The 7,409-nt window shown below is 39.7% G+C and carries 6 protein-coding genes; 3 read left to right on the plus strand and 3 right to left on the minus strand.

Annotated features, from left to right (window positions below; translation table 11 throughout):
* On the minus strand, positions 1 to 359 hold a 359-nt coding region (locus tag H5185_RS20290; RefSeq protein ID WP_182743004.1), incomplete at its 3' end, for a heme NO-binding domain-containing protein.
* 185 nt (positions 360 to 544) lie between these two features.
* On the opposite strand from H5185_RS20290, the gene H5185_RS20295 reads away from it, so the two are divergent.
* Genes H5185_RS20295 through H5185_RS20305 form a run of 3 tightly spaced genes read left to right on the plus strand, consistent with a single transcriptional unit; the run spans position 545 to position 2,783 of the window.
* The gene (locus tag H5185_RS20295; protein WP_124014811.1) at positions 545 to 910 is read left to right on the plus strand and encodes a response regulator; all 366 of its coding nucleotides are present in this window, start codon (positions 545 to 547) and stop codon (positions 908 to 910) included.
* A complete protein-coding gene (locus H5185_RS20300) occupies positions 907 to 1,482 on the plus strand; it encodes a chemotaxis protein CheC (RefSeq protein WP_124014812.1) in 576 nt (191 codons plus the stop codon). The genes H5185_RS20295 and H5185_RS20300 overlap by 4 nt, the downstream gene beginning before the upstream one ends.
* 2 nt (positions 1,483 to 1,484) lie before the next feature.
* A complete protein-coding gene (locus tag H5185_RS20305) occupies positions 1,485 to 2,783 on the plus strand; it encodes an ATP-binding protein (protein ID WP_182743005.1) in 1,299 nt (432 codons plus the stop codon).
* 9 nt (positions 2,784 to 2,792) lie between these two features.
* On the opposite strand, the gene H5185_RS20310 is transcribed toward H5185_RS20305, so the two are convergent.
* A complete protein-coding gene (locus H5185_RS20310) occupies positions 2,793 to 5,780 on the minus strand; it encodes an ATP-binding protein (RefSeq protein ID WP_165870022.1) in 2,988 nt (995 codons plus the stop codon).
* Between the two features lie 174 nt (positions 5,781 to 5,954).
* Positions 5,955 to 7,313: an HD domain-containing phosphohydrolase gene (locus tag H5185_RS20315; protein WP_165870023.1), complete on the minus strand. Its 1,359-nt coding sequence runs from the start codon at positions 7,311 to 7,313 to the stop codon at positions 5,955 to 5,957.
* Between the last annotated feature and the right edge of the window lie 96 nt (positions 7,314 to 7,409).

Here is a 7,409-nt window from a genome sequence, read left to right on the forward strand (position 1 = left end):
CAACTAATGGTGGGTAAAGCGGGTTCATGGTAAAGCTTATTCACTTCAACATGAATAACATTATGAATACCCATCACCAAGGAAGTGAAACCTGAAAAACGTGTCATTACACCGGTATGTCTAGTGGCTAATCCTGAAAACAAATACTGTCCAAAGGCTTTTACTACTTGTTGCAGAGGAACATTGAGCAGCGCAGCAACATCGGTTGCAATGGCAAATAGCTCCGTTTCAGGGTAGTTTTTAGCAGACACATAAACCCGATTTTGTGGCGTATGTTTTTCAAGTAATGTGTTCCAAACCTCCATGCCAGCTTGTTCAACTATCATTTCTTCAAGCACATTAAAGATAATGCCTTTCATAGCGCCTCTCAATTTTAGTCTATGTGAAATAAAGTACAGAGTGTAACTTGTCTTATTTGTCCCCTGAGTATGGCAATGATTGCAGCGTAAAACCAGTGTTTAAAATAAATACTAATAGTTTTTGACATTCAAGGTTGTCGTCACCATAATGTTTAGAGGACAAATGAGACAATGTGGAGATTGTAATGCCGATACCTGTAACCATTGCCGACGATTCAATGATGTCAAGAAAAGTCGTTAGACGGGCTTTACCCGCGGATTGGGATATTGAAATAACCGAGGTCACTAACGGTAAAGAAGCTCTTGAGGCCGTTGAAGCTGGAAAAGCTGACGTTCTTTTCCTAGACTTAACTATGCCTGAACTCGATGGCTTTGGTGTACTCAGCTACTTAAATGAGCATAAAACGAAAACTATCGTCATTGTGATTAGTGCCGATATACAGCCAGAAGCGAAAAAGTTAGTCGACAAGCTTGGAGCGTTTCGGTTTTTGCACAAGCCATTGAACTCTGAGCAATTATCACAAGCATTAACAGATGTGGGGTTGATATGATTTATCAATTAAGTGAACTGCAGCGTGATGCATTACAGGAGTTGATGAATATTTCAATGGGCCAAGCAGCCAATTCGTTAGCGAGGTTAATTGGCGCTAAAATTACCCTTTCTATTCCACTCATTTCCTCTGTTACCCCCACTGAATTTGTCGATATGATCAGTTCAGATGTCATGTGGCATACTCGGCAATCTTTTTTGGGCACAGTAAAGGGTGAGGTCGTTTCGCTACAATCGCATGCGGGGTGTGAAGCCATTGCTGAGCTGATGGATTATGAGCTGCCTTTGTCAGATATTACCCGCGAAGAGCTTTTGCTTGAACTGTCAAATATTCTTGCTGGAGCTTGTTTAAATGGTTTTGCCGAGCAGTTAGAACTGACCACTAAGCTGAGCATGCCGACAGTATTTGAACCGGAAAAACTGTCGCCAGAACACTATCGTTGGGCTCACACTTTACTCATGGAAGTTGAATTTAAAGTAGAGTCCAGTCATTTTGATTCAAAAATTGTTATTTGTTTAGAAGCAGAGTCAATTTCGACGTTATTAAGTCGATTAAATAGCTTGTTGGAGTAACGATGACGACCCTCGCAGTATTAGAGAATCTGACTGCAAAATTGCCTTTAGGGGTATGTGTTCTTAATGAGCAATTAGAAATAGAGTACTGGAATGACTTTTTTGCTGATCGGCTGAACATCAGTTGTGACCAAGTAAAAGGGCAAAATTTGCTGACTCTTTTCCCAAATGAAGCAAAATATTTAAAGAAAAAGATCAACAGTGTGTTTGTATTGAACAATGCTAGTTTTTCATATTGGGAGCACAGACCACACGTATTTTTATTCAGTAGTAGCCGCCCAATCACAGGCGAAGAAACATTAATGTACCAAAACATTGAGTTTATACCGTTACACGTTAGTAATAATGTGGTTAAAACCGTATGCATGATAGTACAAGACGTCACTGAGTTGGCGAGTTATTACCAGGGTAAGAAACAACTTTCTGAAGAGTTAGCACAAGAACACTCAGCATTACTGGCGCTAAACACTAAACTGGAAGCCGCGCAGAATCAGTTATTACAAGCAGACAAAATGGCTGCCATTGGGCAGTTGGCTGCGGGCGTCGCTCATGAGATAAACAATCCTATTGGTTTTATTCATTCTAATTTACAAAGCCTACAAGATTATTCAACTAAGCTTTTAAATTTGATCAGCTTTTATGAAAAGGTGGTGAATAAAACCCAAAACAAAACCTTTATGGCTTTGCAGCAAGAAATGCAAGAGCGCAGTCAATATTCGTTTTTACGTGAAGACATGCCTGAATTAATTAATGAGTCAATTACCGGAATAGATCGGGTCACTGATATTATAAAAAATCTTAAAGTGTTTTCACATGTCGACAGTAGTGAATGGCAGCATGCTAATATTATTGAAGGTATTGAAAATACGTTAAAAATTGCCAACAGTCAGCTTAAATATAATGTTGAAGTCCATCGCGAATTTCAGCAGCCATTACCGGCATTATTTTGCCAGCCAATGCAGTTAAACCAGGTGTTTTTGAATTTAATTGTCAATTCAGCCCAGGCTATTGATGGTAAAGGGCACATTTACATTAAGGTATCGGCGAGCAGCACAGCATTGGTTATCGAAATAAAAGATACCGGTTGTGGCATAAGTGAATCGGCACAGCGTAAAATTTTTGAACCATTTTACACCACTAAACCTGTAGGTCAGGGGACCGGCTTGGGATTGTCATTGTCTTATAGTATCGTGCAAAAACACAAAGGTAGTATTGTGGTAAGCTCCGAGCTTGATGTGGGCACCACCTTTATAATAACCCTGCCATTATTAACGCCTAGTGACCTTGAAACACCATCATAGTAAGCGATCTTAACAAGAGAACAATTGCGTTAAGCGCGCATTAAACTCATTACACACTTGATTAAGATTGCCCCCATCTCTTAGCGCGGCTTCTGCCTGTTGTGCTGTTGCACTCACGTCGTGTAACCCTAAGCAGGCACTGGTTCCCTTAATTTTATGTAATAGCATGACAACTTGTTTATGCTCTGAGGTTGCAGCAAGCAAGTTTAACTCGTCAGGTATGGCGCGTAAACTTTCCAAGTAGTCCTGTCGTAACTCGTCGAATCCGTCCATCTCTTGTTGTGCACTCATACTAGTAATATCTTCATTAGGCAGTGTTATATCATGTTTTGATAAACAAAATTGTATGGTATTTAACAGTTGTGTTTTATCGATAGGCTTGCAAAGCGTTGCGTTAAAAGGTGATACGGTGTCGCTTACAGGGTGCTGTTCAAACACATCTGCACTCAGTGAAATAATCACCGATTCAAACCCATGACGTCTCATTGCTTGACCCGCGCTCAAGCCATCCATTATTGGCATTTGCTGATCCATAATAATGATATCTGGGCGATGTTTGAGGGCAATATCCAAGGCTTGTTGACCATTCTCCGCAAACAATAACTCCATATTAAGTGACTTAACGTAAGCAGCCACTAAGATGCGAATGTCTTCGACATCATCAACAATGAGCAATTTTCTACCATGACTTGCACTGGTAGGCAATTCAGTTGCTATTACAGTCGAGTCTTTTATTGGTTTTTGCAAAGCGCTGTGGGTGTTAAAACTCAGCATGAAAGTCGACCCTTGACCAATCTCGCTGGTTACCGTGAGTGATATGTCCATTGCATCAGCAAGTTGTTTGCTAATATACAAGCCAAGTCCTGTACCGCCATAATCTCGACTCGTGCTGGAATTGGCTTGGGTAAATGCCTCAAACAGGGTGGACTGTTGCTGTTTGCTAATGCCAATACCTTGGTCTATTACTTTGATGCTACAGCTTTGCGCAGTTGTTTTTTCAGCTTTAAGGGTAATCGATCCTGTGGCGGTAAACTTTACCGCGTTACTGAGTAAGTTAAGTAATATTTGTTGTAATCGGAAAGGGTCGGCCATGATATGAACGTCAGCAATGTCACTGACATCATAGTCAATAGACAAGCCCTTTTTGTGCGCCATTTGTGCCGTGCTATCGATAAAGTCAGTCATAAAATGGGCAAGATTAATCGATTCTAATGCGATGCGCATTTTGCCTTGCTCAATTTTAGCTGTATCGAGAATATCATCAATTACATTTTGTAAGTGCAGAGTATTTTGATTTATACGATTAAGCGTGCGGTAGGTATCGCCCGTCGCTTCACTAAGCAGTTCTTCAGTAAAACCCTTAATAATAGTAATCGGTGTGCGGATCTCGTGACTCATGTTTGCTAGAAACCGGGTTTTAATTTCTGCGAGCAGTTTTGCTTTATCACGTTCTTGTTCCAGTTGCTGAGTTCTGTCTTTGACTCTTGCTTCTAATTCATTATTGAGAGTGCTCACTTCAGCCATTGATTTGTGCATAGCTTTGCGAGAATCGATTACTCGCTTTTGCAAACCATTAATACTTTCAGACAATACTTCAAACTCAAGTGCTGTGGTGGTAAATGTCAGAGGCTGTGTATTAGGATTATCAGATCGCCAGCGATGAGTGTGGCGGGTAATTTGTTCTAATGTATTGGTGTACCGATGAATTAATCGCCCAGACAACACTGTGATGTATTGCAGCAATAACAGCGCTGATATCATCGCAATCGATAAATAAATAAAATAGCGAATCACAAATGAGCGGGTGTCTAAATAGTACAGCGCAGTCCAATTCAATTCGTCTAGGTGTTTTCGTATAACGATATAACGACCGTCTGATGTGAAGGAAATTGGTTCAACTTTATTGAATATATGCTGTCCAAATACAGAGCTTGTGAAAGGTGTCATTAATGGCCGTTCTGTCCAGACACGACCTAACTGTCCTAAGGTATCGCTACCCCAAATTTTCTTCGAGTCTCTGTCGAGTAAAATACGGTTAGAATCCATATCATCTGAAGACTTAAAGGTATTGGTTAACGTTTTAAGATTGACAGAAATCTCGACGACCCCATCAAATGTGCCATTTTGGAAAAGCGGTGCGCTGACCGCAAATAATCGATCTTCACCCAGTCCTCTTCCCTGAAAGGTCTCACTGACATAGCTTTTGCCCAGTTCCTTAGGTTTACTGAAATAACTCCGGTCGGCAACCGATGTCTTTTGCATTTTACTGTTAGGTAAGTCGGCTTTATAAAATAGTGAAATAAGGCCATTCTTATCGGTGACCAGTGCAGATATCAGCTCTTCTTGTTGCTCAGTTAACTTACGTAATGTGTTTTGGTCAATATTGTCATGTCCTAAACTGGCGATAAGTTCTGTATTGCCGATATACCGTTCGATATGACGTTGAATTTCATTAATAAATTTACTTTGTTCATTATCGTAATACTGCAGAACGGATGATATGTGGAGACTGATAGCACCTTGTAAAATAAATGCGATTAAAATCGTGCAGGGGACGGCGCTATACAAACCAATTCGATGACTTAACTGTAGCTTTAAGCTTTGATTTTTTTGATTTTTTGGTGTGATTGTTATGACATTTAGCATTAACGCCGTTTTTGTACATAAAATAAAAATACAACCGTTTAACAGTGTGGCACTGACTAATAACGCTGGCGATTCAGTAAAAATGGGATACGCAAATTGATGGTAGATAAAGCCTATGGCGACAGTATAAACCCCCATTACTCGCCAAAGAGGTTGTTTCAAATTTAATGTTAATAACATCAAGCAAAACAGCTGCAAGATACTGTTAAATAATTCAATATTACTTGCTATTGGAACGCTGACGATAGCAAGAGCCAACAGAGACCAGATAAAACCTAAGCGAATGAGGATAATTGAAAAGGCAATGTTACCGATGAGAAAAGGTACGACAATAGGCAGTTCGATCGCCATAGCATTGGCGATAAATCCCAACAGCGTTGTGGTGCAAAAAAACCATAATCGTCTTAATGAAAACGACTTTGAGTAAAATAGTCTGGTAACAATATCCATCATATCGGCACGATTACCTGTAAAAAGTGCGGGTAAATATTATTGTTAATTCGGTTGTTGGGTTGATCATATATTTTATTCTTCCTGGGTATCCGTTTGTTCAACTCGCTCTGCTTTGATGAGCAATTTTTCGTTATTTTTTGTCTGATAGCGGTATAAGTTCTGCAGTGTTTTCTCGCAAAACACATGGCCTTTAGGTAATAACAACATGTGTTTACGATTGTATAAATTTTGAGTTAAGCGCATACCTTCGGTGATTTGTTCAATAAGCAGACCATCATCTAATTGCGCATCTGAATGGTTAATCGTTTCTTGGTCCTGGTAAGCAGTAATGATTTGCCCTAGCACATTGACGACTTTGGGGTCATACACGTTACCTTGCTGTAGTTTTATGTGTTTATATATTTCTTCTTTGGTGAGGTCTTTAGTATGGTCTTTTGCATTTTGTTGTTCAAATAACGCTAACCAAAAGTCTCTTGCAACGGCTAATATACGAGCCCCAATATGAATGTTTTGTGCCACTTTTTGTAACGGTTCACCCGTACCGTTATAGTGCTCATATTGACTGCCAATGATCTCACTCATCGTCGATAGGTGAACCGCTGGTGCCAGCATTTCTTCTGCCAATTGCGGGTGTTGAAAAAAGCGTTTTTGGGCTGCACTACTGAGTTGGTCGTAGGGGCCTGTAAGACAATGTGCAGGCAAGCCTAGTTTACCCAGTTCACAGTATAGACCTGCTTTACTAATTAACTCGACATGAGCTTTATTCATCTTTAATGCAGTGGCTATGTGACCACATGTTTCACTCACTTGCAGTGCAAACTTGCCATTTAATGCTGGATTAATACTGATCAAATTATAAAGAACTTCAAGTGTGGCTTTTTGCTCATTACCACGTGTACTGGCCAACAGTTTGTATTGATATAATGTCTTTTTCAATTGAGTGGTTCGTTGCTGAACCATCTCTTCTAAGTTATTGTTTAATTGTTTTAGTTGCTTGTTCTGCAGAGTAATTTTTTTTGTCAGCAACTTGTTCGCTTCTACGAGACGATAGATTTCTAAGCCTTCATGAACTTGAGCAAGTAGCTCTGCGTTATCCCAAGGTTTTTGAATATAACGATGAATTTTACCCACATTAATCGCACTAACGGTTGATTGAATATCAGAATACCCAGTCATTAAAATACGATAAGCATCCGGTTGAAGTACTGCCGCCTGTGCAAGGAATTCAGCACCTGTCATATTAGGCATACGCATATCTGAAATAATGATATTAACTTTTTCTGTTTGCATAAGTTCAAGCGCTTGTTGGCCACTTGATGACAGTAATAGTTTCACTTTTGAAGACATAAATAAACGTTGCAGCGACTTCAAGATGCTGGTCTCGTCGTCGACACACAAAATAATAGGCATTGATGTTTCTAATGAGCTCATAATGTCCTTAATTTCTCGCTTGTCTTATTTGTCTCTTAGATTAAGTTATGCTATAACGGTTAATTAATCAAGATATATGATGGATAACATTCTATG

The sequence above is a fragment of the Shewanella sp. SG44-6 genome, assembly GCF_014164185.1.
GTDB classification, from domain to species: domain Bacteria; phylum Pseudomonadota; class Gammaproteobacteria; order Enterobacterales; family Shewanellaceae; genus Shewanella; species Shewanella vesiculosa.